We start from the raw sequence: 25985 nt of genomic DNA on the forward strand, positions 1-25985 counted from the left end.
CATAGTGAGTGTTTTTTTGTATTGCCTTTTCTAATAGAGTAAAGAATTCATCACCATTTTGAATATTGTAGCTTGCTTCAATGTCTTGACTCATAACGTATAGGCGTTTTTGTTCTGATGACAAATACAAGCTATAACCTGTATTTATTGTTAGGTAAAGGCGATAGGTAGGCACCATGGATTCATTGGATTCTGATGGATTATATTCGGTTAGTGTCCATTGTTCCATCGCATTGATAAGTTCTTGTTCATCTTCCTCTGAAATAGCGAGACTTTTTGATTCTTTTAAAGAATTTACATCCCTTATATCTAAGGATTTTTCTTTTACATTGAAATCAGCAGTAAATAAACTATCTGATAAAACCTCTTGCATGGTGTAGACTTTTGGATTATCAGAAGCATTTGGGCTGTTATATTTCACTACACCAAATCCGATAGCAATAGCAACAATTGCGATAAGACCGGCAAGCTTCCAATTTTTACTCACACACTCATCTCCTTGTATTTTTTACCATCATACCAAAAGTAAATGACATTTAAGAATAAAAACAGAAATACATCTTCTCTTTTCTGTTTTTGTTGATAAATTCAATCACGATTTCTCTTTAAAAGGTAGCGATAATTTTTCATTATAGTACAGACCTGATAAGGGGCTTATTATAGGGAGAAGTTAAGTTATAAACGAATTATGAAAACATTCACTCCCTCTTCTACAAATTTATTAACTATGATGAAAGCTACAGAGCGAGGAGCTATGGATTGGAAGGATGATTATACTATTAAAAAGAATTAAATAACTACAGCCCCTTCATTCATAATAGAAGGGGCTGTGTTTTTTATATGCTGAAACTACATTCTTTAAGAGGATTTTCACAGCATTGGGCATCCCGCAGCCAATGCATCGTGGGGATCATAGATCAGCCAGATTTCAGCGTTTCACTGAATTGCGCATTTCTATACGGTGAGGTAAAATAACGCTCTGCTGCTCTACGGACTCTTTGTTCATCAGCTTTGTCAGTAAACGCATGGCAACTGCTCCAATATCGTATAACGGAAGAACAACACTTGACAACTGAGGCCTTACCATACGGGCTAATTTTGAATTTTCAAAACTGATTACTTCAATATCATCCGGCACATGCTTGCCAGTATCCTGTGCTCCGTGAATAATACCGATAGCCAGCTCGTCACTGCCTGCAAAAAACGCTGTGGGCGCCTCTTCCAGCACACTAAGCTCTTCATAAGCAGTAATACCACTATCATATGTACCTTCGTCAGATACGATGAGCGCTTCATCTACTTGAAGCCCTTCATCCTCCAGTACTTTTTTATAGGCGTCTAGTTTATATTGATTAACTGTAAAAGTATCGGGGCCTAATACACAGGCAATTCTTTTATGACCGTTACCGATTAATACTTTGACAGCCTCATATGCCGCCTTAAAGTAATCAATATTGACAGAAGCAATCTCATTTGACTCGTCGACTGATCCAGCTAATACGATAGGTACGGGAGAATGTTCTATCGAAGCCTGAATCTTTTCAGTAACTTTATCTGTCATCATGACGATGCCATCTACTTGCTTGCCAAGCATTGTATCTAGAAGGGTCAGTTCTTTTCCTTCATTTTGGTCTGAATTCGCCAAAATGATATTATAACGGTACATGGTAGCAATATCTTCAATTCCACGTGCCAACTCTGCATATAAATTATTGGAAATATCGGGAATGATGACACCCACTGTTGTTGTTTTTTTACTCGCCAGACCACGAGCCACCGCGTTTGGCCTGTATTCAAGCCGCTCAATTACTTCAAGCACTTTTTTACGCGTCGCCGGTTTGACATTTTGATTACCGTTCACAACACGGGACACAGTCGCCATCGATACATTCGCTTCCCGCGCTACATCATAAATAGTAACAGTCAATGCATTTGCCCCCTTCAAAACTCTTTTTAAATCCATCATACGATAATTTTCCGTCTGTTTTCAATAAAAAGAAAGTTTTCGATTAAATAATAAGTATTTCACTAGGTTTTTTTGCAAAAATAACAGCCCGCTCCGCTGATCAGCGAAACGAGCCTAGATTTTATGCTCTTACTTCATACTGCTTCATGAATTTCAATACTTCTTCGTAAAACGCATCGAATGTTGGAATATCCATTTGCTGCTGCTGATCTGACAAAGCAACGGATGGATCTGGGTGAACTTCTGCCATAACGCCATCAGCACCAATTGCGATAGCTGCCTTCGCACATGGCAGCAGCAGATCACGACGCCCCGTTGAATGTGTAACATCGACCATAACCGGTAGATGTGTCTCCTGCTTTAAGATTGGTACAGCCGAAATGTCCAATGTATTTCGAGTTGCTTTTTCGTACGTACGAATACCGCGTTCACATAGGATGATATTTTCATTTCCTTTTGACATGATATATTCTGCAGCATGAATGAACTCATCAATTGTCGCAGCAAGCCCCCGTTTTAATAAAACAGGCTTATTCGTAGAGCCTGCAGCTTTCAACAGTTCGAAGTTCTGCATGTTACGTGCACCAATCTGAATGACATCAATGTAGTCAAGTGCCGTATCTAAATCTGCCGGTGTTACAATCTCGGTAATGACACCAAGCCCGTATTCATTAGAAACTTGTTTTAAAATTTTTAACCCTTCCAATCCGAGTCCCTGGAAGTCATACGGAGATGTACGTGGCTTGTACGCTCCACCCCGGATCAGCTTTAATCCTTTTTCCTGAATGGAGGCCGCTACTGCTGCAACCTGCTCGTATGACTCCACAGCACATGGACCGAATACAAAAGAAGGCGCTCCTGAACCAATTAGTTCACCATTTACATTAATTACAGTATCTTCTGATTTTTCCTTTCGGGAAACAAGCAATTCTTTCTTCTTCTCTGCTTCTAACTGTTTCAGCGCTGTCTTGAAGATTTGCTTGAAAATATAATCCACTGTCATTTGATTCAATGGGCCGGTATTATGTTTTTTAATTAGGTCAAGCATATGGCGTTCACGTAGAGGATCATAACGGTTTACACCTTGCTTTTCTTTAATCTTGCCGATTTCATTTACTACTTCTGCACGCTCATTGACCAAGCGTAAAATTTCAAGATTTAATTCATCAATGCGACTGCGTAGACCTTCTAACTCGTTATGACTCATGATTGATCTCCTCTCCCCTGTACCCTGCTCTTTCAGAACGCTGAAATGTATGATACATTTTAAAATAATAACACTATTATAATCAACAAATGTGAGAATGTCACGTCTTTTTAATTTAGCGCTTCAACTCACTAAAGTAAATGAAGTAATAGCAAGAAAGGAAGCGGTTTCATTGCCAGAAAAACTTTTTGCGCTGGATATTGGTACAAGATCAGTTGTAGGTATTATTTTAGAAGCTGCGGAAGAGCGGTTTCATGTTGCAGACATATTAGTCAAAGAACATAAAGAACGCGCAATGGTAGATGGTCAAATACATAATGTCCTTTATGTAGCGGATTTAATCAGCGAGATAAAGGAGGAACTGGAACACAGACACGGACCTCTTCAAAAAGTCAATGTAGCTGCGGCGGGAAGAGCGTTAAAGACAGAACAGGCAAGTATAACGGTAAACATAAAAAATCGTCCTATCTTTACGGAAGAAGATATCGCCCGTCTGGAGCTCCAAGCAGTTCAGCAGGCACAGGCACAACTTTTGCAGCAAAAGGAAGATAGCAAGACAAGCCATTATTATTGCGTAGGCTATTCTGTTCTCTTCTATCGTTTGGATGGAGAAGAAATCGGCAGCCTATTAGACCAGCAGGGAGATGAAGCAACAGTAGAAGTAATTGCGACATTCCTGCCGCGTGTCGTAGTGGAATCTCTCCTTGCCGCATTGAAAAGAGCTGATCTTGAGATGGAAGCTCTGACACTGGAGCCAATTGCTGCTATTAACGTCCTGATCCCGCCTACAATGCGCAGATTGAATGTAGCACTTGTAGATATTGGCGCCGGGACATCCGATATCGCCATTACAGATAAAAGTACGGTGATCGCCTATGGAATGGTACCAACAGCGGGGGATGAAATTACAGAGGCATTAAGTGATCATTATCTGCTGGATTTCCCTGTTGCTGAGATTGCAAAGCGGCAATTGCATACGGCGGAGCAAATCGCCATCCAGGATATTTTAGGATTCGATGAATATCACCCACGCGAACAAGTACTTGCCGCAATCATGCCGGCAATCGAAAACTTGGCGAATGCTATCGGCAAAGAAATATTGAGGCTAAATAACAATGTTTCACCAAAGGCTGTCATGCTTGTCGGTGGAGGAAGCTTGACACCAAACTTGCCGGAAGAACTCTGTAAAGTGCTTAACTTACCTGCCAATCGTGTGGCAGTCCGCGGAATCGATGCCATTCAAAATCTTACGAGGGAAGAGTCCATCCCTGTGACACCGGAGCTAGTGACACCAATCGGCATTGCCATTGCAGCAAAAAAAGCACCGATACAGTATATGTCGGTGACGGTAAATGAGCAGGTTGTTCGATTGTTTGAACTAAAAGAGATGACGGTAGCCGATGCGTTCCTAGCAGCAAATATTCGTGCCAGACAACTTTACGGAAAACCTGGGCACGGCCTGTCTCTTACGGTAAATGGCCAGGATATTTTCATTCCAGGTGGACACGGTGAACCAGCAGCCATCTTCGTAAATGGTGCTCCCGCCTCCACAAAAACAGTCATCAAAAACGGTGATCGAATTGAGCTTGTAGAAGGAAAGGATGGCGATCCAGCTATTGCAAACGTCCAGGATATTATTGACAATGCGACGACAATGTCAGTAACAGTCCAAGGCCTCCCTTATCAACTGGGGCCGAAAATTTCTATTAACGGGCAGCCGGCTTCATTGAGCCAGCCATTGGAGGATCGTGATATTCTAGTATTTGAAATAGCAGAGACGATTGAAGATGTGTTCCATTACACACATAATACTGCAGATTTACATAAGCTCGGACCCTACCTCATTTATGTAGAGGGAAATCCAACGATGCTTCCTGAATATTCATCCATCCTTACACTGAACGGAAAACCTGCCAAGCTGAACTACCGTGTCCAACATGGCGATGCTATTGCCTTTTCACACGTATCTTTACCAACTGCGCAGGAAGTCGCCAATTCGCTGAATATAGCTCTTGAGGACCGGATCATTGTTATTTTTCAGTATAAGCAGGTGGAACTTTCAAAAGTAACACGCCAAATGATAGTAGAGGGAACTGCGGTAGAGCCAAGTGCGACGGTGAAAAATGGCGCTGTCGTTCATTTTAATACCCACGATGTAAACAAATGGATTTATCAGGATGTGTTCCGATTTTCTGATTGGCAGCTGCCTGCTGATTTTAAGGGACATTTTACTATATTGCGCAACGGGGAACCTTCTAGCTTTGATGCGGAAATCTTTGGTGGAGACCAATTAGAAATTAAACTTATGGAATAATATAATAAACTGCCTAAAAAAACTGGGTTAGCAATAGTTCGCTAACCCAGTTTTCTATTTGCCCAAAGCTACAGAAGCAGCATACTCTCCCGTATCTTCAGGTATTTTCACTTCGGTTGGCAGCCGGTTAAAGGTCTGCCAAAAAGCTAAATCGATGATGGGCGGGCCGAATTCGAAATTTCATTGCCTTCTAGAGCATCTTCTAATAACCCTTCTTCCGAATGACGATTTACCGCCGCTTCTTCTTTACTGCCTGTCATCTTTCCTACTGTTGTTTCATCAAGCGGTTCTTCCCCTTCTGAGGAAACAGTCCCATCATCAAAAACAGTTGGCGTTTTTGATGATTTTGATTTCACCTTATCGACCAATTGAGTCGATTGTTCCTTCAATTGCTGTGATAATTGTGTTGTTTTCTCTTTTGCTGTCGAAGAAAGTTCCACACTCTTGTCCTTCAAGTTTACTGCCTGTGTTGCTACATCTCCACGTAGCTCCCGGCCGGCCTTAGGCGCCAGTAATAATCCCGCTGCAGCACCAACGATACCGCCTACTAAGGCGCCAATTACGAAATCCTTGAAATTTACCGATTCATCATTACCATAAATTGTTCGGTTGCTATCTACATAATATACTTGCGGTAAATTATTTGATGACCCTTTGTTTGCCATACATTACACCCTCTTTGTTTTATTTTTGTTTATCTGCAGCGGGAGACATAGTATCCACTACCGTTACTTCCTGATCAATAGTTTTACGTTGTTTCCATTTATCTGCAATCCCCATTGCCACATTACTCCATTGTACCACCTGGGCAATTTTTTCCTCATTGCGCCCCACTTCTTTTGATACGGCTGTTGTAATACGTTGTACCGAATTATTTAATCCGTTTACAGAATCACCGATTCCTTTAACGGCTTGGACTACTGAATTTAGCTTCTCGGATTTTTCTGAAATATCATCCGCTAATGAATTTGTTTTTGTGAGAAGGGTTGTTGTTTCACGCGTAATCCCTTCCATCTGCCCTTCAATTCCGGCTACTGTTGATGCCATGTTATTTAATGTATTTTTTAGTGAGAAGAGTGTCATACCAACGCTGATACATAACACTAAAAAACCGATTGCAGCGATCAATGCTGCGATATACAATACTACTTCCATGTGAAGACCTCCTATGCATAGTTAATTTTTATGTTCGACAAAATATAAAAAAATCCTGCATCCTTTTAAGAAAAAACAGCTCATCCTCCAAGAAAGAATAAGCTGTTCAAGCTGTTTGTTACATACTTACCTTACTGTGAGGGGTTTCAAACAGCTTGATGAGATATGCACAACATTTATATTTTGTTTCACCCTTGTAAAAGCTGTTCAAACGCATTCTGGAATTTATGTACGTCGCCTGCGCCCATAAATAGGAATGCTGCATCTTTGTGCTTTTGCAACACATCAATAGCATCTGTTCTCAAGATTACACTTCCCTCAATTAGGGCCGCTAAATCATCGATTGTCAATTCGCCAGCCTGTTCACGTGCGGAACCAAAAATATCACATAGGTACACCGCATCGGCCTTTGAGAGGCTATCTGCGAAGTTTTGCAAAAATGCCTGTGTACGGGAGAATGTATGCGGCTGGAAAACAGCTACAATCTCTCTGTCTGGATATTTTTGACGAGCTGCCTGTAGTGTTGCCGAAATTTCTGTTGGATGATGTGCATAATCATCTACCAATACATTGTTCCCAATTCTTGTTTCAGTAAAACGTCTTTTTACGCCGCCATACGTATTTAAACGCTCCTGGACAAGTTCTGCCGGGACTCCCTCATAATGGCATAAAGAAATGACCGCAAGCGCATTCAGCACTGCATGGTCTCCATAAAGCGGGATAAAGAACTTATGGTAGGATTCATTACGTACATATACCTCAAATTCTGTACCTTCTGTTGTTTTTACAATATTTCGTGCAGCGAAGTCATTTTCCGCTCCAAATCCATAGTAAACAACCGGAACATTTGCCTGGATACGCTGTAGATGCTCGTCATCACCACAGGCAATGATTGCTTTTTTCACTTGGAGAGCAAGCTCCTCAAATGCGTTGTATACATCCTCGATATTTTTAAAATAGTCCGGATGATCAAAGTCTATATTTGTCATAACCGCATAGTCTGGATGATAGGCTAAAAAATGTCGGCGATATTCACATGCCTCCATTACAAAATAAGACGCATCCTTTTTCCCTGCACCTGTGCCGTCTCCTATTAGGAAAGAAGTAGGCATATACCCGCCGATTACGTGGCTCATCAAACCTGTTGTCGATGTTTTGCCATGGGCTCCTGTAATAGCGATAGACGTATATTTGCCAATATACTCCCCTAAGAACTTATGATAACGAATAACCTCTACGCCCAGCTCACGTGCTCTCACCAGCTCAGGATGGTCATCCGGGAATGCATTTCCAGCAATTACTGTCATGCCTGGTTTAATATTATTTTCATCAAATGGTTTAATTGTTATATTTCGATCACGTAATGGCTGTTCAGTGAAATAATATGTCTCCACATCTGAGCCTTGGACTTGCTCTCCAGCATCAAATAAAATCTGTGCTAACGGACTCATTCCTGAGCCTTTAATACCTGTAAAATGGTAAAGTGTCATGTTGAAACCTCCTAGGAGTTCTGTACTCCCGTTAAATATTAGGCAAGTTAGTAAAGAGCTTTATTCCTGCTCAAGTGATAGAACAGACGAGGAACCAGTCCCTGCCAGCCCACCGTCTGTTTCATTACTCCAGGTTTATCACTCTTTACACATCTTACCCTAAATGAAATTTTTTTTATTTCCTTTTTACTAAAATGACTGTTCTATTATAGCACTTCTAATGAAGAACGCTACTTGTGGGACTTTTCTAACTTTTCTTAATTCCTTTACTCAAACATTGAAATGATATCTGATTCAGTAATAAACACATCGCGTGGCTTACTGCCTTTTTGTTCAGATACAAATCCATGTCGCTCCAGCATATCGACAAGCCTTGCTGCACGATTGTAACCAATTTTGTAACGGCGCTGGATGGATGAAGTAGATGCCGTACCTTGCTCAAACACATAGCGGCACACCTCTTCGAATAATTCATCCTGCTCCTCAATGACTTCCGCCTTTTTTAATAGCTCATCATGTTCAAACATGTATTCCGGTTCACCTTGGTCACGAACATAGGCAATAATATCCTCTATTTCATCATCTGTCACGAACGTACCTTGCAAACGGACCGGCGCAGGCATGCCATTTCCTAAGTAAAGCATATCTCCGCGGCCAAGTAATCTTTCTGCCCCCTGCATATCTAAAATTGTACGCGAATCGACAGAAGAAGATACCGCAAATGCGATACGGGTTGGAATATTCGATTTAATTAAGCCTGTTATGACATCAACAGAAGGGCGCTGTGTTGCAACGATCAAATGGATACCACATGCACGTGCCTTTTGGGCAATACGACAGATGGCTTCCTCCACATCCGCAGGCGACATCATCATAAGATCAGCCAATTCGTCAATGACAATTAAAATATATGGCATTTTTTGAGCGTACTGCCCTGTCTTTTCTGCCTGCTGGTTGAACCGTGTAATATCCCTTACTCCTGCATGCATGAAAAGCTGATAGCGTCTTTCCATTTCTTCAACGGCCCATTTCAAAGCAGCTGTGGCAGCCTTTACATCCGTAATGACAGGACTGACAAGATGCGGAATATGATTGAATGGTGCTAACTCTACCATTTTCGGATCGATAAGCATGAGTTTGAGCTCATGTGGATCAGCTTTATAAAGAAGGCTGACAAGAATCGAGTTGATACAAACTGACTTTCCTGAGCCCGTCGCTCCGGCAATCAGGCCATGGGGCATTTTCCGAAGATCAATTGTCACCGGCTGTCCTGTTAAATCAAGACCAAGCGCTGCCTCAAGCGGTGATTCGGAAGTCTGGAAGCCCTCACTATCCGTTACTTCTGACAATCGTACAGCCCGCGATACGCGGTTCGGAATTTCTATTCCAATCGAGTGTTTGCCTGGAATTGGTGCATCAATCCGGATATCCCTTGCTGCAAGCGCCAGCTTAATATCATCCGCCAGACCGCGCACCTTACTTACCTTCGTTCCGTGGGCAACGGTAATTTCAAATTGAGTAACAGCCGGCCCCTGGACAATGGACACAATTTCTGCATCAATATGGAAATAAGAAAGAGCCATAATAAGCCTTTCTCCCTGTTCATCCATCCATGCCCAATCCTCTGTTTTTTCCTCAGGAGGAGCTAGGAAGGATAAAGGAGGTTTTTCATAATGACGGCTGAATTTTGGCTCTGGCTGCTCTTCCGGTACTACAGCCGCCTTTGCCTCTACGAACTCTTGACTATTTTGTATGGACGATTCCTTAACAGGTAGCTCTTGCACCACTTCCGCCTGCTCCTCAGCTGCTGCCTGCAATAGCCGATTCACATCTCTCGCTTGGTGGTGAACTGTCTCCTCTTCTTTTAAAAGAACTGCTGACGGTGCCTCCATCATCTTTTCGGGTTCTTCTATTTGCCCCTTACTTAATTCATCAGTTGACTGTTTCTCTTTTTCAGTTATCTCTACAATATGCTCTGCTTCTGGAGCTGGCTCTTCTCTTTCTAAAACTGCCACTGTGTTTGAAGCTGATTCCAGAGCGATTTCCTTGTCCATGCTGCTTAGCTGGACAGAACTCTTCTCCTCTTGGACTTGAGGAGCGCTTCTCACGGTCGGTTCACTTGGTGCGTTGTCTATTTTTTGTATTTCCTGCTCTTTCGTTCGAAGCTGCTCTTGTAAAATTTCTTTTGCCAGCAGTTTTTCTTTATCCGATTTCAGCATCAATACATTGAAAGGCAAGCGGCTGCCTGGTGAAGCTGGTTTCTGCTCCTCATTTTTCATTTGCACAAATTCATTTTGCTGTGCTTGCTCTACATTCAATTGACCGATATGAATAGTGGAGTTTTCAATTTTAACATGCTTTACCTGTACCTCTGATAATGCATCTGTACCTTCTTCTGCTTCATGGGTTTGAACTTCCGTAACCGGCGCTTGAATTGGTTCTTCCTCTGATTGGTGAGTTACAGTATCCTCGATAGTTTCCAACACTATCAAAGAATCATTTTCTTCATAAATGGCTGAGTCTGCTTCGACCGGTGTATCTTCTTCTGTTTCTTCCATCGTTAAATTAATCGTTTTTGCGTAAGGTTCATCCAAAATCGCTGCAGCTGCTTCGATCGATGCTTTTTCTTCGTACATTTTCGTTTCTACAGAAATTACAGCCTGTTCCCTTTCACTACTTAACTGCGTATATTCTTCTCTTTCACTTAACGGCTGAGTCAGTTCTACGTTGTCCTTATCCTCATGCACAATAGGCGTTTCCTCTGTCACACTGGCTGTTTCAGCCTGCTTTTTTGCCATAAGCTGTTCAATCGGCTTCGGCTTTTTAAAGCCATACACCGGCGATGGGACCTCTGTTGGGACAAAGCGCTTCCGATTTTCTAATGGATTGATAAATTCCCGGTCGACCTCTTTTTCCTTCAAGACAGGCTTTTTCGGAGGAAGTTCCGGCTCTTCTTTCCTAACTGACAGCTTCCGAGCGCTTTTCGCCGGACTACGCAGCACATTCGAATGACCTGTACGCTGCTGTCTTTGCTCCAGTAAATCCCGAATCCCCTGCACTTCTACATCGTATACTTTCGAGCTAGCGTACTGTAGATGTTTTGGCAGCTCAAGCGGCTTTTCCTCACCGGATCCTGCCGGTGCTGTTTTTGTTTTATGGGATTGTTGCATAGCGGAAGGAATAATTTCTTCATCCGCAATTAATGGGAAGCGGAAAGAAGATTTTCTCTCCGTTGGCTGCTCCTCTTCATATTCTTCAAAATTTTCCTCTTCATATTCCTCATATGCATCATATTGTTCATTATCGTTATGAAATAATTCATTAATTTTCTTTTTAAACCAGTTCATTTCGTCTCACTTCTTTCTACTAAAGGCATAGCTCTTTTATTATAAAATAAATTTCGTGTTCACACCTCATAAAAACTGCGTTTACGAAAAAATACATAGTATTGCTTAATCCAATACACATATATTTTAAACAAATTTTGTAACCATAAGCATATCATACCTAATATATTTCTATGAGACTGCGGCATCCATGGAGTTTATCCAACATAACGCTCGGCTTTAGAATATATTAATCAGCCAATCATCGCCGCTCGATGCCATACACCATTCCTGTTTTTCTTCCTCAACAGAATGAAAGCCTGCTCTAAAAAATGAAAAAAACCAGCAAGGAGTAAAAATCCTCCTCTGCTGGTTTGTCCTTGTTATTGCGCTGGAACTTGGAAGGCTGACCCTACTTCAGCATTGTCTTCCAATACAAGAATTCCCTTTTCCTGAGGTGCGTTTGGAATAGCTAATTCACGAGCTGAGCAAAGCATTCCGAACGAATCAACCCCACGTAAATTTCCTTCTTTAATTAATAGACCTGAAGGCATAACCGCGCCGATTTTGGCCACTACTACTTTTTGGCCTGCCTCAACATTTGGAGCGCCGCAGACAATTTGCAATGTCTCATCGCCGACGTTTACTTTACAAATACTTAATTTATCTGCGTTTGGATGTTTTTCTTTTTCCTCAACGTACCCGATTACAAACTTTGGAGAAAAGTCTACATCTAGCGCCAACTCTACATTATTTTCTTTCAATGCCACTTGTAATTTGTCTACTAATTCAGGCGTTATTTCTACATTTCCCTGTACATCCAGACTGATATATTTGCTTGCATTAAATAAGTTAAATCCTTTTACTTCACCTGTTGCTTCTTCTTTTAGTAAGGCGAAGTCTCCTTTTTTCTCTACAACTGTCTTTTCGATTGCCGTTGTTGTTAGTTGGATTAATAGTACATCTCCAACATGCTCTTTGTTATACGCTGCGTTCATTGTTTTTCTTGCTCCTTTGACACTTTGTTTTTTGCTAAAATGAAAATCGGCTCAAGCTCCCCATCCTCATAAACAAAAGACAGAGACGTGATCGGCACAGTGCCTACAGCAAAATAATGCATTGTAAGCTGTGCTAATACATCATAACCTACTTCCGAACGAATATCACCTATAATCAGTACATCCTGGTGAGGTACAGAAACTGTCATATCCCCTTCAATTTTTGCACGCATATCTTTTAGGAAGCCTTCATTCAATATACGGCTTGCATCATAGCCATCATTATGGTTAATAAAATAGAAGATGCTGCCTGCTACTTCATCTTTTTTATAGTCAGTTGGCAGTTTTTTCACGGAAAACCGTGCTGCTTCCCGCACCTGCTCTGCAGTAACATTTAACTTCGGCAGCATAGACTCATCAACTAAACGATATGTCGTACCTAGGTCTAATGCATAAAAAATACGGGTTTCAGCTGTATGATCTGTCGTAACAAACGAATACCCCTCTTTAGATGTCTGCGGGAAGGAGGTAGAACGGATGATAGGATACACTTGTGCCAATCCGCCAAAACCTTCCTGCTGTTCACGCTCCATCGCCTGGAAGGTCTGCTCGATTGTGTATACTACCTCTTCGATTGCAGCTTCTTTCTTCTGTGTATATTTAGCCAGGATTTCCGGCAGTGAAATATCCATACCCCGTCCTAGTACCTTATGCTCCAGACGTACCTTATCCTTTTCCTTATCAAACGCCCAATCAAATCGGTCTTCACCGAGTCTTTTTTTCAGCTCTTCTACTAGCTGTGGTGATTTCATTGAGATCACTTCCTTACATAGAAATAACGGTTCACTACTGTGAACCGTTGTGTTTACACGTATTGTATCAAAAAATTGCCGCGTTGTATTATTTTTGCACTTGGACTGAGCGCACAACTTCCATCATTTCGGTCAATTTCTCATCGATTTTCTTATCTTCGGCAATGGTTGTCATCTTCACGCCGCCGCTCGATACAATCAGCTCATATTCCTTTTCGCTATGTTCAATAACTGCCGTAAAGCCAAATGCCTCTTTAAATTCAAATGTCTCTTTTTCTATAATATTTAAACTTGTATCATTAATCAGATTGTCATAATACAACCGGCTATCCTCTGCTTCTATCGTATTGACAAATAAAATAAAGGAATCTCTGCCTTTGGTGAAAATATAATTCATTTCATTTGCCCCTTCCTCCACATGATAGGCAGGAGGAAGATACACTTTAATTTTGCCGACCTCTGTCGTCGGAGCCGGTGCTTTTGATTCAAATGTAGTAGCCGCAGATGCCACGCCCTCTGTAATCTGTTCTTCAATTGTTTTACCACATCCTGCGAGCATCAGCCCTAATGCTGCGGCAAGAACTACATGAATCCAATTGCGGTTCATTCCATTTCCTCACTTTCATTTTCTTTTTATATTAGAGATGCTTTTCTCGTTGTACCCATTGGAGATTTCTGTTTCATTTCCCATCACGCTATGTTGCTATTGGTTCAGCCGATAGCGTACTTGTCCGACGAGCAATGCCACGATGTGCTCAAACATTTTCTTGCGGTCAACCACTCCATCCGTGAATATGCCGATTGCTCCTACATGCTGACGAATATCCTTTGATTTTGTAAATGCATCCATTACAGGACCAAGCTCTTTTCCAGCACGCAACTGTTCTGCTATTTCCTCTGGTAAAACAAACGACGCGCCTGAACTTGCGATAACAGGGCCATCCTTCATAGCTACCGCTCCCCAGTTGCAGCAGTAAATTGCCCCGTCTAATTCATACACACCGCCCTCAAGGCCAAAGCTTAAATCTGCACCTGTTGCATTTCTTGTATTAATAGCACGGTTAATAGCACCTTGACGCGTTTCCACATCAGAAAAAGGCTGCTCTGATACACCAGACGGTACACTAATATATTCAAAAGCTAGATTTTCAAAGTAGTGCTTTGCCGTTTCTTCCACAGCAGCTATTTTTGCTTTGTTTTTTGTTCCTATTGCGATTTGCAAACCATTCAACTCCAATCTATTACGTCTAGACGTAATTACCTCCACTTGCTTTTCTTTTTAACAGCATACAGCCATCGGTTCGCAGCATGATCTCGCCCGCTTACGATTGAGATAAGCTTTGCTGTTAGCAATATTAAATTTTATCCAATTTTAAATTATATCACCTTTTAATAGAGGTGTGAAATAGAAAAAGGTACTCTTAGTGAGCACCTTTTCTTCCTACCTATACGTTCGCACGGATTGAATCGATGGTAGATTTATCTGCAGTTTGTACCAGCTTCACAAGTAATTCTTTTGCTGCCGCATAATCATCTACATGAATAATGGAAGCGGCTGTATGGATATAACGGGAACAGATTCCGATAACGGCCGAAGGAATACCATCATTTGCCGTATGGACGCGCCCTGCATCTGTTCCTCCCGGAGAAACAAAATATTGATACGGGATGTTATTTGTTTCCGCCGTATCGAGGATGAACTCACGCATACCCCGATGCGTCACCATCGTCCGGTCAAATATACGGAGAAGCGGGCCCTTTCCTAACTGTCCGAATTGTGTTTTATCACCGGAAGTATCATTGGCAGGAGAAGCATCAAGCGCAAAGAATAAATCAGGCTGAATCATATTGGCAGAAACCTGTGCACCACGAAGGCCCACTTCTTCCATTACGTTAGCACCTGAATAAAGATGACTTGCTACCTTCTCGCCTTTCAGCTCTTTAAGCAGCTCAATGGCAAGGCCGCATCCATAACGGTTATCCCAGGCTTTTGCCATAATTTTCTTTGGATTGGCCATTGGTGTAAACGGACAAATAGGAATGATTGATTGGCCAGGTCGAACACCCATCTTCATTGCATCTTCTTTATCATCTGCTCCGATATCAATAAGCATATTTTTAATATCCATCGGTTTTGAACGCTCTGCATCTGTTAATAGATGAGGGGGAATGGAAGCAATGACCCCTGGGATTTCCTGCTCTCCTGCATATACCGTAACGCGTTGAGCAAGCATGACCTGATTCCACCAACCGCCCAGTGTCTGGAATCGAAGCATCCCATTTTCTGTAATAGAGGTAACCATAAACGCTACTTCATCCATATGGCCTGCCACTAAAATTTTTGGCGCATTTTTATCTTCTGCGTAGCGGACACCGAAAATGCCGCCCAAATTATCTTGGATGATTTCATCCGAGTATTTTTCTAGCTCTGTCCGCATAAAATTACGGACTGCCCGCTCATTGCCTGGTGCACCCGGCAGCTCTGTCAACGTTTGAAACAGCTGTAACGTCTCTTGATTCATGTAGATCCAACTCCTTATTGATAGTATGGCTTTTTTATTATAGCATGATTCCAGAATATTTCGTATTCCGAAAAAAGATACCTCATACGACAATGAAAGAGACTGGGGAAACCTTCTTGCTTTTTACAAGTTTTTTTATGTGTGATAAAGTAAATAAGAGAAATAAAGGAGGGACTTAAGATGAAATTACGTGATTTTATGTTGGGTGTAGTAACAGGTTTGGCTGCAGCAGTCATCATTAAAGAAGTAACAGAGAAAGTGTCGCCTTACAAATCCGCAAATGAAATATTGGAAAATATTAAGGCGGATTTCAAAAAGGATTCACCAATTGACGGTTCTTGGATTTACATGAAAACCGAAAACTTCTCGAACGGCTTTACTGAAGTTCCTGTTTACCGTGGAGGAATCTCCCGTCTGAAAAATGGCGAAATGGAAACATACGAATTTGCAGCCGACGCACGAACTGGTGCCGTTGTTGATTTACAATTAGTAGGCTAATCATAACCTATCTGTCGCTAGACAGTAAAAAAGAGGCTGGGACAAAACCCAAGCTGAATAAGAAAAGGCAATCATGATTTTTCCATCATGGTTGCCTTTTGTTTTCTAGGAAAATGTTGTTCTCCGTTCCGGCTGAGGCTTTTTTCGGGCACGATTCCAGCTGATTTTTCCTCAAAGACGCGTGAAAATGGATCTCTCGTGCTGTTCCCGTAATAGTCACGTCCTCCACTACAAACAACTTTCATCTATTTCTACTAAAAGTTTTACAATAAAAAAAAAGAGCATTCATTAATTTGACCATTCCATGTAGAAATGGACTTACAAGAAAAGGTTTGTGCGACAGCTTAACATGTATGAATAGGAATGTAGGCTTCATGCGATTTCCTGTACACGGCAATTAAGTCTAAAAATGAAATGAATTTTACATATATTTATAGCCGCAACGCAAGAAAGTACACACTGTGAAGGTTGTAATCTCCTCGTTTTTTCATAAAAATTCAAAGGGTAAGTCGTCTTTGACAACTTACCCTTTAATAAGAGATGGGACACAATTATGCCCCATCTCTTTTTCTTAATTAAATTGAATCAATGCTTCGTTTGAGCGCTTTAGGCTGTCAGTGATCTCTTTTCCACTTGTATCCCACTGAATCATGCGATAGTAGGCATCATGGTAGAAAATGAATTTATAGCCGTTTTCAAGCGCTTCTTTCATGATGCGTTCTTTGGCAAATACACTTGTCATTGGATAGTCATCATAAGCAAGCACCCACAATGGGTTTTGATGTGCATGTGTCGGCATGATATCCGCCATGTGCAACAGTACTTCCCCGTTTTGCTCCAGCTTAATAATGGCATGCCCTTCACTATGTCCGCCTGTGTGCATCATTTTTATACCAGGGACCACTTCCAGCTCACCTTCAAAAGGTTTTACAAGATGCTGTACAGGCTCCCAGTTTTCTTTCCAGTAAGTATTGCGTGAACGAATATTCGGATTACGCATTTCATCCCATTCAATCTGTGTTACATAAATATCAGCATTCGGGAAAGCCGGGACGAGCCGCTCTCCTTCCCAGTAAGTTAAGCCGCCTGCGTGGTCGAAATGCAGATGCGTCATTAATACAGCGTCGATATCACCCGCTGAAAGGCCTACTTCTTTCAAGCTTTCAAAAATAGTTGATTCTTCCGATACACCAAAGTTACGAAGCTGTTTTTCATTCAGCTTACCAAAGCCTACTCCTGTATCAATCAAGTAATTTTTTCCTTCATACTGAATCAAAATCGGTTCACACGCTAATTCAATTTGGTTTTTTTCGTTTACCGGATACTTACGCGACCATAACGGCTTTGGAACAACGCCAAACATGGCTCCCCCATCTAAAGCCGTTACACCCCCGTTAAGCCACGTAAGTTTCATGTTGTGAAATAAAAGTTCATCCATCTTAAAATCCCCCTGCTCTTTTCGTTAATGTGAAGATACGATTTTAATCGATAGGCTGGTATCGGATTTTGGCATAAACATGATTAGCCCCTTTTTCAAGAGTCGTCATTTTGCCGTGAATTGACACTCCAGCCGGTAGATAGGCTGCCCTTTTGCGGAAAACTTTTCTTCATATTCCGTCATAATATTATCCTCAGGCATTTCCGCATGCAGATCCAGTGATACATAGTTCAAGCGCATGCCGTAATGATTCATGCTCACTAATGAATACTCAAAAAGCCCACGGTTATCCGTCTTGAAATGGATTTCCCCCTTATCGATTAAAATCGACTCATATAATTTCAGGAAACCTTCATGCGTCAAACGACGTTTTGCATGTCGTTTTTTCGGCCAAGGATCCGAGAAATTCAAATATACACGACTTACATCGTTCTTTGTGAAATATTCTTGTAACTTCGCCCCATTTACTTTCAATAGACGTAAGTTTGCTGGTTTTTCAGCCTCTACAACCCGTTCCAACGCAGAAACGATGACACTGTCAAATAACTCTATACCGATATAGTTAATATCAGGATTTTGTTTAGCCATGCCTAAAACGAACTGGCCTTTCCCTGTACCTACCTCAATATGAACAGGGTTGGGATTGCCGAAAACTTCGTGCCACTTGCCTTTATAATCCTCAGGATTGGGAATGATGACATCTGGATGTGCCTCTATATATTCCGTTGCCCAAGGTTTATTTCTTAATCTCACTTCATGTTCCTCATTTCTATAAAATACATATATACGCTATTATAGCGTAATTCTCTCTATTTTGCTTCAACACGGCACTATTTTTGCTATTTTCAACGATGCATTCTGAACTATTGCGTGCAGCTGCAACGTATGATTGGATAAATCTTCGCCGTCTGCATGACATGGTAAAGCACGATCATAACGAAGTGTAAAACGTTCCCCCGTCATCTGCTCCACTCCCTTAATCCGCGTATGGCCTCCCCAAAAGACGCTTAAAAACATAAGAAGAAATTTTATTCTTGATAGATTATGTACAATTGTTACTTCTAATTTTCCATCGTTCGTAGAGGAGGAAGGTGAAATTTTCATACCACCGCCGAAATAGGGCTGATTGCTTATGGTAGCGAGCCATACACGGTCGAACTTATATATTTTTTCATCGCAACTGACAGATAAGGAAAAAGGCTTGAAGCTTGCCAGTCCTAAAATGGCATAGTATACATAGGCAAGCTTCCCAATCCCTAACTGATTAAGCCATTTTTTTATTTCCGAATGATTCGCCTTCACCCCGACAAATGCGTCGAAGCCAACGCCGCAATTATTGATGAAGGATTGTTTACCTGTATATTCGACTTGCCCTAAATCTACATGTTCTATTTCAGGATTTTGCAAGTAAGCTTCGATTTCCGTTACTTGACGGAATGCCTGGAATCCACGTGCAAAATCATTACCGGATCCAGCAGGTATACTACTAAGCAGAAGAAATTCACAATCCGCACATCCATTGACGACTTCATGGATTGTCCCGTCCCCGCCAATGACAATGAGCAAAACATACTGCTTTTCTTTTGCTGCCTGTTCAGCCAGCTGGCAAGTTAGCCTATAGGCATGTTCCGGATAGCCGGTTACATACAGGTCATATGGTACTGTCAATTTCTCCTTTATCGCTTCCCACATACGCAGCCCTTTTCCATTACCCGCCGTTTTATTTAGGATGAATACTAGCTTCACTATTCTTTTGATTCCTCCACACTCCAAATATCCCGATTAAATGAGGTCGTTTCTGCCGATTTCAAAATAGACTGGGCAGCACGGATCTGGATATGCTTCATCGGGGAAACAGAACGCTTCAACTGTTGCATCCATTCCGGGAACTTGCGTTTATCTACAAGCTGTACACCGTATCCAGAGCCAGGGTAATCAATATAGCCATTTCTTGATAAAATGACCTTACGTATCGGCATCTCAATCCCTTCCTGCTGGAACAGCTGTGTCACAATGGACTCCGTACGAGTTAAATCTATCATAGGACTGAGGGTTTTCTTTTCTTTCTTTCCTACTTTTTTTGTCCAGAAGCGGTCACCGCTTCCTACATACACAGCAAGGTTTTCCTCTTCCAGTACTTTTACGATATAGCAATCCGTTGGTGTCAGGATGAGAATATCCAGCTCAATCGGTGCTTTTTTAATTCGTAAAATAGGCAGATAAAACACAAGATAGCTGTCTGGAAGTCCTTGCAACAATGTACGCAATAAAGAGTCCCGAACGTATTTTGGATCAACATACGATTTTTCACGCACTGTCGAGCTTGCCCATTTTAACTGGAAATGGAAAAACTGATCTATAAACATCCGTTTTAATTCTTCCAATGTTTGTGGGTTATAGACAATATTCGGCTCAAATTCAAGCATTGTGTCTTCCTCAGGAATATAGTCCTCATCAAGTTCATTCGATACATCTATGCTTTCAACATCCTGCTCCTCTTCTACCTCCTGCTGACGCTGGTTTGGCAGGAATCGTTTTAAGAAAGAAAAACGCTGCTTGCCGATCGTTTCTTCGGCAACCTCTGTCTCAATATGCTCCCATTTTTGGATTTCTTCTCCCGATTCCCATTGATGTTTGACACGTTCCCATTGATTTTTCTTCAAGCGGACAAATTGAGTTGGATACCGGGTCAGGTCAATTTGATAGCGTGAAATATAATCCTGCAGCTTCACTAATTGAGCCATATACACACTCTCCATTTTTTTCTAGTTGTTATTGTGCTTATTGTACATTAGAAAAACCAAGCTCGCACGAAAATAATATGAATCTGCTAAACTTGCTTCTATAACAATGATAAGCGGAGCTCTCTAATGGCATAAAAAAGAGGGGCGGCCAGCAGAGCCACCCCTATTCATTATGCATTGATTGGTTGTGGAATTTTTGTCTCGAACTGCGCCTGAAGTTTGCGCGTCCATTCCCCCGGTTTTCCTCCGCTAATTACCGCGCCGTCAATATCAACGATTGGCGTTACTTCTGAAGTTGTAGAAGATACGATGACTTCATCCATCGCAAGCATTTGCTCTTTCGTAAATGTTTCTTCTTTTACCGGCATACCAATTTCTTCTGCACACTTTAAAATTACCTGGCGTGTGATTCCGTTCAAAATTAAATTATCAGCTGGATGCGTATATAAAACGCCGTCCTTTACTCCGTAAATATTTGAAGAGGAGCCTTCTGTTACAGTTTCGCCGCGGTGTAAAATCGCTTCATAGCAGCCTTTCTCATGTGCTTCCTGTTTTGCAAGTACCGCCCCTAATAGATTCAGTGATTTAATATCACAGCGAAGCCATCGGATGTCCTCCACAAACGTTGCTTTCACACCGTTTTCAAAGTTAGCGATCGGACGCGGGTTTTCCTTTGCATTCCCCGTTAATACCGGCTGTACATCATCGCAAGGGAAGATATGATTACGCGGGCAGGCACCGCGCGTAATTTGGAAATAAATGTGGCCTGTATTAATTTCGTTTGCTTCTACTAATTGATGAAGCAGTGTATATAATTTGTCCTTTGTATAAGGAATGGTAATTTTGATTTTTTCTGCACTCGCGTAGAAGCGATCTACGTGCTCTTCCATAGTGAATAATTGACCATTATACACTTTAACAACTTCATACACGCCGTCACCAAACTGGTAACCACGGTCCTCTTTATCTACTACTACTTCATTGTCCGCTACGATACGGTCATTCCATAAACTATAGCCCAACTGTAATCATCCTTTTCTGATTGAATTTATTTACCTGCTAATTTTACAATTGCTTCTGCATAAATAGCAGCTGCTTTTACTAAGTTTTCTACGACCACATATTCATCTGCCTGGTGCGCAACATCCGGCTCCCCTGGATACAGCATGCCGAATGCTACACCTTTTTTCATTACTCGGGCATAAGTGCCTCCCCCTGTTGAGAGGACTTTTGAAAAGTCGTTTGTATGCTTTTGATATATTGAAAGCAGTGTTTGGACTAGTGCATCATCTTCCGGCACATAATGCGGTTTCGAATTGCCTGCCACATCCAACATAAAAGGCTTTTCAGTCATCTGCTGCTGTACGCCCGTTATTTTCTCTTCAAATGGGTATGTTACAGAATAGCGCATGCTCACTTCAATCGTACCGCCATTTTCTCCAAACACTACAAGGCCAGGGTTTAATGTTGTTTCCCCAGACATATCATCATAATAATCAAAGCCTAATGCCTTGCCTGTATGATCCCCTTCAAACACTTCAGTCACGAATCGAACAAATTGTGCACCTGTCCCTGTCTTTAGCTCCGTTGTTAAAAACTTAGCAAGAAGTACAGCTGCATTCCGTCCTTTTTCAGGCTCCATCGCATGAGCAGATCTTCCCTTAATACTTATTATATAGCGGTCACCTTCTAAGTTTAAAGTACCTTCTGCGTTATTTTCCGATAGAAATTTCTGAAATTTCAATCCCGTATCTGTTGATGCTTGCTTAAGTACAGCTGTCGCTGTTTCAGGCACCATGTTAATCCGTTTTCCAGCCGTAAAAGATAATAGGTTTTCTTCTACTTCACGTGGTTGTTTTTGCGAAAAGACTAGATGGGCAATCCCTTTTTCTGCATTAATAAGCGGGAAATCGGCATCAGGCGCAAAACCAATTGTCGGCATCTCTTCTTTTTCAAAGTAGCGGTCTACACAGCGGAATCCACTCTCTTCATCAGAGCCTACAATCAGTCTTACACGTTTGTTCAGTTGTACACCTGCATCCTTCACCAGCTTCATCGCAAGCCATGCTGCCATTGTCGGCCCTTTATCATCAATTGCACCCCGTGCGTACAATTTTCCATCGACTATTTCACCTTTGAACGGAGGATAAGTCCAAGTCGCAGGATCTCCCGCCGGCACTACATCTACATGACACAAAATGCCAAGCAGTTCCTCTCCTTGTCCCATTTCAATATGTCCCGCCATGTTATCGACAGTTTTCACCGTCATGTTTTGCTCCTCGCCCTTTTGCAACATAAACGTTAGAGCAGCTAGAGGACCAGGGCCAAATGGCGCGTCTGCAGTCGCTTTCTCTTCGTCCAGCACACTTTCAATCTGCAGCAATTCGCGAAGCTCTTCAATCAACTCTTTTTCTCGATTTTTCGCTAATGTGTACCAATCCATTTCTAACACCTCTTTTACTAATATCGCTATTTTACTCCTATTCAGCGAAAATACAACCTTTATCCGCTAATATTCTCTTTATATTCTGTTTATCAAATAGTTGTTCTAAACTTGTGTTATCAAATGAAAATTCTTAATCTTTACATACTATATATAGAAATTTTATTGATTTTTCGCTATAATGTTGGTATCAGAATATTTGTTCTGAAATAAATCTTTATGAAAAGGGGCTGTCTAAGGCAGAAATCTAAAGCCTTTGCGTACCCAAACGCAACTTGTCGTCCGCTAGTCTTTGGCATGAGAACTAAGATGAAGGAGTGGTTCATTAATGATGAAACCAACTACTGACAGAATGCTTAATCGTATTAAAGACGTGTACATGTTTATTCTTACTAAAGGAGAAGTGTCTACACAGGATTTAGTCGAAGAGTTCAACATCACTCCTCGCACCATTCAAAGAGATTTGAATGTGTTAGCCTTTAATGACTTGGTAATGAGCCCGAGTCGAGGCAAATGGACAACGACGAATAAAAAAGTAAAGCTAACTTCATAAGAAAACACAACCATGAAATAAAAAAGAATGCTCCTTTCGTCGGGGAGCATTCTTTTTACTATGATTCTTTATGTGCAGTTAACAACGCAAGCTCTTCTTCCGTTAATTCCCGGTAATCCCCAAGTGCCAGTTCCTCATCAAGCACAAGCGGTCCCATCGAAAGCCGTTTTAAATATGTCACCTTTTTACCGACTGTCTCAAACATCCGCTTTACCTGGTGGAATTTCCCTTCCTGAATGGTTAATTCAATCTCTGATATATCGCCGGATTGTAAAATAACTAATTCCCCGGGCTTTGTCACATAGCCATCATCCAATTCCACACCTTGCCGAAAAGCTTCAATATCCGCTTCTGTTACGATCCCGTCTATTGTTGCATAATATGTTTTCGGCACGTGTTTTTTCGGTGAAAGAAGGTTATGGGATAAGTTGCCGTCATTCGTAATAAGCAATAGCCCTTCCGTATCCTTATCCAGGCGTCCAACTGGAAACGGCTTGAAATGCTGTGCCAATGGATCAAGCAAGTCTATAACCGTTTCGTCATAACGATCCTCAGTTGCCGAAATGACCCCTGGCGGCTTGTTCATCATAAGATAAATAAACTCGGTATAAATAACCCGCTCACCGTATACCGAAACATCCTGCTGCTCGGGATTTACCTTCATCGCAGCATCTTTTACAACGGTTCCATCTACCGTAACAGCTTTCTCTTTTAACAGCTGTTTGACTTCCTTCCGTGAACCGTAGCCCATATTTGCTAATAATTTATCTAAACGCATACCGCAGCCTCCTATTTGAACCCTAATTTATTGGCAATTTTCAGCACCTTCGCACCGAGCAGCTTTTGCGCAAGCCCCAGCCGGAGTGAAATAAGCCCGTAAATGGCTGTTCCAACACCCGCACCTACTAAACAGTAGATAAGGGCCGTCATTTTTGAATCAGCAGTTAAGAAAGTATTCAACAAAGCCGTCACTCCGGCAACGCCTGCTGCCATAATGCCCGATAGAATAAAAATAAGCAAAATTCGGCGCTTCACCATTGTTGATTTGTAATTCAATGTTTTATGAATGACGACAATATTAATAGCAATTGTTACCCCGTATCCAAGAGCCGTTGCTGCTATTGCTCCGTCCACTTCAAGCCATTTAATCAATGGGATATTCAGTACAAGCTTCACCAATACACCAGTCAATAAACTGAATACGATCCATTTTTGATAATCGATACCTTGTAGAAGTGCAGCTGTCACTGTAAACAGTGCGAACAAAATGGCAACCGGTGCATAATGGACAAGAACACGTGTCCCCATCTCACTTTGCTCATATAAAATTTGGTAAATATACGGGGCCAAAATCATGATACCGACCGTAGCAGGGACCGTGATGAATAGCAGTACTTGATAAGTCTTATCCATGGCATTTCGTAAGGAGCCTAATTTTCCAAGTGTATAATATTCTGTAATGGTCGGAATCAATGCCATTGAAAAGCCTGTTGCCAGCATGACAGGAATAATGACAATTTTGTGGGTTAAAAAGTTCAGCATCGTGAAGTATGTATCCGTCACTTTTGCAAGACCAATCGATGTCATTGTGCTGTTAAATGTTAGCATGTCGACCAGTTGGAACAAAGGGTTAGCCAACCCGACAAAGACGATAGGAATCGAATATTTCAGCAGTTCCTTGTACAAACTCGACAACGGTACCCTTTCCTCCGAAGCAACACTTACAGCAAGCTTATTGTCAAACTCCGGCTTGTGCTTTTTCCAGTAATACTGCAGCACAAAAAGACTGGCGATCGCTCCAATGAACGCTGCAAATACAGCAAAATTAATGGCTGTTGCCGGCGTACCTTTTAGAAGAACGATAACGATGAAGGCGCCTCCCAGCAAAATGACGATGCGGGCGATCTGTTCAATAAGCTGCGATACAGAAGTTGGCAGGTAATGGCCGTATCCCTGGAAAAATCCGCGGATTAAACTCATAAACGGAACAACAAGCAAGGCAAAGCTGACCCACTGGATCACGTCGGCTACTTCCCCAACACTATAGATTTGCTCATCGTCACTAATAACAATATGGGCAATTGGGGTTGATAGTAAATTCAGCAGTAAAAATCCGCCAATCCCGGTTAAAATCATCATTTTTGTACTAGAACGAAGTAATCTTCTCCCCGTTTCATAGTCACCTAGTGCATTGTACTTTGAGACGAACTTGGAAACAGCGAGCGGAAGTCCCGAAAGAGCAATCGACAACATAATGTTATAAGGAATATAAGCATATTGGTACAGCCCTATATTTTCCTCTCCCACTATGGCATAAAACGGAAAAATATAAACAAGGCCTAATACTTTCGATAAAAATAGGCCGACTGTTAAAATGGCCGTGCCTTTCATCAATGAAGACATAAAATCCTTCCAATCTATATGGAGTTACTATTTTGTAAAAAAACAATCCATCTGTTAGTTTACATGTATGAACACATTTACTCAATTCATTTCTTCTATTCATGTATAATAATAAT

Annotated in this window: 23 protein-coding genes; 3 read left to right on the top strand and 20 right to left on the bottom strand. The window is 41.6% G+C overall.

Going from position 1 to position 25985, the window contains the following annotated elements:
• The 3 genes from BOD01S_RS20920 to BOD01S_RS20930 form a co-directional block, all read right to left on the bottom strand.
• A partial coding sequence (locus BOD01S_RS20920) for a hypothetical protein (protein WP_063180403.1) occupies positions 1-487 on the bottom strand: 487 nt, incomplete at its 3' end.
• Positions 488-928: 441 nt separating this feature from the next.
• Positions 929-1927 carry a catabolite control protein A gene (ccpA, locus tag BOD01S_RS20925; protein WP_036151104.1) on the bottom strand — a complete coding sequence of 333 codons (999 nt, stop codon included), beginning with the start codon at positions 1925-1927 and terminating at the stop codon, positions 929-931.
• A 160-nt stretch (positions 1928-2087) separates the two neighbouring features.
• Entirely contained in the window at positions 2088-3173 is a 1086-nt protein-coding gene (locus BOD01S_RS20930; protein WP_036151102.1) for a bifunctional 3-deoxy-7-phosphoheptulonate synthase/chorismate mutase, read from the bottom strand.
• A 172-nt stretch (positions 3174-3345) separates the two neighbouring features.
• On the opposite strand from BOD01S_RS20930, the gene BOD01S_RS20935 reads away from it, so the two are divergent.
• The gene (locus BOD01S_RS20935; protein WP_036151100.1) at positions 3346-5487 is read left to right on the top strand and encodes a cell division FtsA domain-containing protein; all 2142 of its coding nucleotides are present in this window, start codon (positions 3346-3348) and stop codon (positions 5485-5487) included.
• Positions 5488-5633: 146 nt separating this feature from the next.
• On the opposite strand, the gene BOD01S_RS20940 is transcribed toward BOD01S_RS20935, so the two are convergent.
• The 9 genes from BOD01S_RS20940 to BOD01S_RS20980 all read right to left on the bottom strand — a co-directional run bounded on the left by BOD01S_RS20940 (position 5634) and on the right by BOD01S_RS20980 (position 15790).
• On the bottom strand, positions 5634-6152 hold the full coding sequence (locus tag BOD01S_RS20940; protein ID WP_081977867.1) for a YtxH domain-containing protein: 519 nt from the start codon (positions 6150-6152) through the stop codon (positions 5634-5636).
• Between the two features lie 19 nt (positions 6153-6171).
• Positions 6172-6642 carry a DUF948 domain-containing protein gene (locus tag BOD01S_RS20945; RefSeq protein ID WP_036151098.1) on the bottom strand — a complete coding sequence of 157 codons (471 nt, stop codon included), beginning with the start codon at positions 6640-6642 and terminating at the stop codon, positions 6172-6174.
• 188 nt (positions 6643-6830) lie between these two features.
• Entirely contained in the window at positions 6831-8132 is a 1302-nt protein-coding gene (murC, locus tag BOD01S_RS20950; RefSeq protein WP_036151096.1) for a UDP-N-acetylmuramate--L-alanine ligase, read from the bottom strand.
• A gap of 266 nt (positions 8133-8398) precedes the next feature.
• The gene (locus BOD01S_RS20955) at positions 8399-11479 is read right to left on the bottom strand and encodes a DNA translocase FtsK (RefSeq protein WP_036151094.1); all 3081 of its coding nucleotides are present in this window, start codon (positions 11477-11479) and stop codon (positions 8399-8401) included.
• A gap of 362 nt (positions 11480-11841) precedes the next feature.
• Positions 11842-12456, bottom strand: coding sequence for a YtpR family tRNA-binding protein (gene ytpR, locus BOD01S_RS20960; RefSeq protein WP_036151092.1), 615 nt, complete (start codon positions 12454-12456; stop codon positions 11842-11844).
• Positions 12453-13268, bottom strand: coding sequence for a DUF1444 domain-containing protein (locus tag BOD01S_RS20965; protein WP_036151091.1), 816 nt, complete (start codon positions 13266-13268; stop codon positions 12453-12455). Before BOD01S_RS20965 ends, ytpR begins: the two co-directional genes overlap by 4 nt.
• A gap of 88 nt (positions 13269-13356) precedes the next feature.
• Positions 13357-13875: a hypothetical protein gene (locus tag BOD01S_RS20970; RefSeq protein ID WP_036151089.1), complete on the bottom strand. Its 519-nt coding sequence runs from the start codon at positions 13873-13875 to the stop codon at positions 13357-13359.
• Between the two features lie 96 nt (positions 13876-13971).
• Complete coding sequence (locus tag BOD01S_RS20975) at positions 13972-14490, bottom strand: DUF84 family protein (RefSeq protein WP_036151087.1); 519 nt, start codon at positions 14488-14490, stop codon at positions 13972-13974.
• A gap of 223 nt (positions 14491-14713) precedes the next feature.
• On the bottom strand, positions 14714-15790 hold the full coding sequence (locus BOD01S_RS20980; RefSeq protein WP_036151085.1) for a M42 family metallopeptidase: 1077 nt from the start codon (positions 15788-15790) through the stop codon (positions 14714-14716).
• A 180-nt stretch (positions 15791-15970) separates the two neighbouring features.
• On the opposite strand from BOD01S_RS20980, the gene BOD01S_RS20985 reads away from it, so the two are divergent.
• Positions 15971-16288, top strand: a complete 318-nt coding sequence (locus BOD01S_RS20985) for a PepSY domain-containing protein (protein WP_036151084.1) — start codon at positions 15971-15973, stop codon at positions 16286-16288.
• Positions 16289-16859: 571 nt separating this feature from the next.
• Here the strand turns inward: BOD01S_RS20985 and BOD01S_RS20990 are convergent.
• The 6 genes from BOD01S_RS20990 to pepV all read right to left on the bottom strand — a co-directional run bounded on the left by BOD01S_RS20990 (position 16860) and on the right by pepV (position 22913).
• Complete coding sequence (locus BOD01S_RS20990) at positions 16860-17726, bottom strand: YtnP family quorum-quenching lactonase (protein ID WP_036151083.1); 867 nt, start codon at positions 17724-17726, stop codon at positions 16860-16862.
• Positions 17727-17831: 105 nt separating this feature from the next.
• Positions 17832-18479: a tRNA (guanosine(46)-N7)-methyltransferase TrmB gene (trmB, locus tag BOD01S_RS20995; RefSeq protein ID WP_036151082.1), complete on the bottom strand. Its 648-nt coding sequence runs from the start codon at positions 18477-18479 to the stop codon at positions 17832-17834.
• A gap of 66 nt (positions 18480-18545) precedes the next feature.
• Positions 18546-19472: a diacylglycerol/lipid kinase family protein gene (locus BOD01S_RS21000; RefSeq protein WP_036151081.1), complete on the bottom strand. Its 927-nt coding sequence runs from the start codon at positions 19470-19472 to the stop codon at positions 18546-18548.
• Complete coding sequence (locus tag BOD01S_RS21005) at positions 19472-20470, bottom strand: nuclease-related domain-containing protein (RefSeq protein ID WP_036151080.1); 999 nt, start codon at positions 20468-20470, stop codon at positions 19472-19474. The genes BOD01S_RS21000 and BOD01S_RS21005 overlap by 1 nt, the downstream gene beginning before the upstream one ends.
• Positions 20471-20640: 170 nt before the next feature.
• Positions 20641-21492: a D-amino-acid transaminase gene (gene dat, locus BOD01S_RS21010; protein ID WP_036151078.1), complete on the bottom strand. Its 852-nt coding sequence runs from the start codon at positions 21490-21492 to the stop codon at positions 20641-20643.
• Between the two features lie 26 nt (positions 21493-21518).
• Positions 21519-22913 (bottom strand): dipeptidase PepV, encoded by a 1395-nt coding sequence (pepV, locus tag BOD01S_RS21015; protein WP_036151076.1) that lies wholly within the window; start codon positions 22911-22913, stop codon positions 21519-21521.
• 331 nt (positions 22914-23244) lie between these two features.
• Here pepV and BOD01S_RS21020 point away from each other — a divergent pair, with 331 nt between their 5' ends.
• Positions 23245-23466 carry a DeoR family transcriptional regulator gene (locus BOD01S_RS21020; protein WP_036151116.1) on the top strand — a complete coding sequence of 74 codons (222 nt, stop codon included), beginning with the start codon at positions 23245-23247 and terminating at the stop codon, positions 23464-23466.
• A 58-nt stretch (positions 23467-23524) separates the two neighbouring features.
• Here the strand turns inward: BOD01S_RS21020 and BOD01S_RS21025 are convergent, their stop codons facing one another.
• The gene (locus tag BOD01S_RS21025; RefSeq protein ID WP_036151073.1) at positions 23525-24244 is read right to left on the bottom strand and encodes a pseudouridine synthase; all 720 of its coding nucleotides are present in this window, start codon (positions 24242-24244) and stop codon (positions 23525-23527) included.
• A gap of 11 nt (positions 24245-24255) precedes the next feature.
• The gene (locus tag BOD01S_RS21030) at positions 24256-25869 is read right to left on the bottom strand and encodes a putative polysaccharide biosynthesis protein (RefSeq protein ID WP_036151071.1); all 1614 of its coding nucleotides are present in this window, start codon (positions 25867-25869) and stop codon (positions 24256-24258) included.
• Between the last annotated feature and the right edge of the window lie 116 nt (positions 25870-25985).

Source organism: Lysinibacillus odysseyi 34hs-1 = NBRC 100172 (genome assembly GCF_001591965.1).
In the GTDB taxonomy this organism is placed as follows: Bacteria; Bacillota; Bacilli; order Bacillales_A; family Planococcaceae; genus Lysinibacillus_B; species Lysinibacillus_B odysseyi.